A 1,899-nucleotide genomic window follows, 5' to 3' on the forward strand; every position below is an offset into this window, starting at 1 on the left:
TTATTATAACCTTGTTATTTTAATTTTTAAAGACTATGGTGGATTATTAATTATTAGAATAATGAATAATTTATTTAAAAAAAATTCGGAGTGTAAATAATGATATATATGGATAATTCTGCTACTTCTCCTGTTAAAGAAGAAGTATTCAATGCTATGATTCCTTATTTAAAAGAAGAATTCGGAAATCCTTCTACTTTTTATAAATTAGGTAGAGATGCTAAAAAGGCTGTTGAGGAAGCTAGAGCAAATGTAGCTCAATTGATCAATGCGGATACAAGAGAGATTATATTTACAAGTGGGGGAACCGAATCAGATAATATGGCTATTAAAGGGGTAGCTTTAAAATTTGAAGATAAAGGTAAACATATCATTACAACAGAAATAGAACATCCTGCTGTTCTTAGAACTTGTGAATTTTTGGAGACAAGAGGTTTTGAAGTAACCTATCTCCCAGTTCAGGAAAATGGTATTATAAATATTGATGACTTGAAAAATGCAATTAGAGAAGACACAATTTTAATTTCTATTATGCATGCAAACAATGAAATAGGAACAATACAACCTATTGAAGAAGTAGGTAAAATCGCAAAGGAAAATGGAATTTTGTTCCATTGTGATGCTGTTCAATCTGTAGGTAAGATTCCTGTAGATGTTAAGGCAGCGAACATAGATTTATTGTCTATTTCATCCCATAAGATTTATGGCCCTAAAGGTGTAGGCGCCATATTCATTAGAAGAGGAGTAAAATTAGAATTATTGATTCATGGTGGAGGTCAAGAAGGTGGCCTCAGATCCGGTACTGAAAATGTTCCTGGAATTGTAGGTTTTGGTAAAGCATCACAACTTGCATATGAGCAATTAGATGAAAACATTGCAAAACTTTCCCAAATGAGAGATGCACTTATTGAAAAGATTACAGACAGAATTCCAGAAGCTTACTTAAATGGTGATAAAGTTAACAGACTTCCAAACAATGCAAACTTCAGATTTGCAGCAATCGAAGGTGAAGGTTTAATTCTTAGATTGGATGCAAAAGGAATCAATGGTGCAACAGGTTCCGCATGTTCCTCTAAAAGTCTTAAGGCATCATATGTCTTAAGTGCATTAGGTTTAGAAGATGCTGAAATTCATGGTTCACTTAGATTAAGTTTAGGTACTGAAAACAGTATGGAAGATGTTGATGTAGTTGTAGATGCAATAGAAGAAGTTGTTGCAGGATTAAGAAGAATGTCTCCATTGTGGGATAATGAAAATAATGAATCCTTAGAATTGGATGAATCTAAATTTACAGATCCTGACCATTAGTTAACTATTAATATTTTTTAAATAAATTACAAAAAATTACAAAATTTTATATTTGATTAAAATTAAGTAAAGAAATAAGGTGATATGATGTACAGTGAAAAAGTAATGGATCATTTTGCAAATCCAAGAAATACTGGCGTAATTGAAAATGCAAGTGGTGAAGGAACAGTTGGAAACCCTACTTGTGGAGATTTGATGACTATCTATATTGATGTAGATGAAAACGAAGTAATTCAAGACATCAAATTTGAAACCTTTGGTTGTGGTGCTGCAATCGCTACAAGCAGTATGATAACTGAGATCGCTATGGGAATGACTGTTGATGAAGCTTTAAAAATTACAAGAAATGATGTGGCTGATGCATTGGATGGACTTCCACCAATTAAAATGCATTGTTCCAACTTAGCAGCAGATGCGTTAGCTGAAGCAATTAAAGATTACAAATCTAAAAATTCTGAATAATTTTAGATCAATGTATCTTTTCTTATTTTTTCATTTTTTTTAATTTTCATTTTTGCTTTTTTAACACATTTTTTATTTTTCTATTTTTCTATTTTTTTCAATTTTTATATTTTTTCATTTTTTTAATTT

General features: G+C 30.9%; 2 protein-coding genes. Both read left to right on the plus strand.

The genetic code is table 11. The annotated features are described in order from the left end of the window. Positions 1-102 precede the first annotated feature (102 nt). Positions 103-1,308, plus strand: a complete 1,206-nt coding sequence (gene nifS, locus ACKI67_RS06355) for a cysteine desulfurase NifS (protein ID WP_407462605.1) — start codon at positions 103-105, stop codon at positions 1,306-1,308. An 87-nt stretch (positions 1,309-1,395) separates the two neighbouring features. Further along, positions 1,396-1,770, plus strand: coding sequence for a Fe-S cluster assembly scaffold protein NifU (gene nifU / locus ACKI67_RS06360; protein WP_407462603.1), 375 nt, complete (start codon positions 1,396-1,398; stop codon positions 1,768-1,770). Positions 1,771-1,899 lie beyond the last annotated feature (129 nt).

It is taken from the genome of Methanobrevibacter sp. (assembly GCF_045577275.1).
Lineage (GTDB): Archaea > Methanobacteriota > Methanobacteria > Methanobacteriales > Methanobacteriaceae > Methanobrevibacter.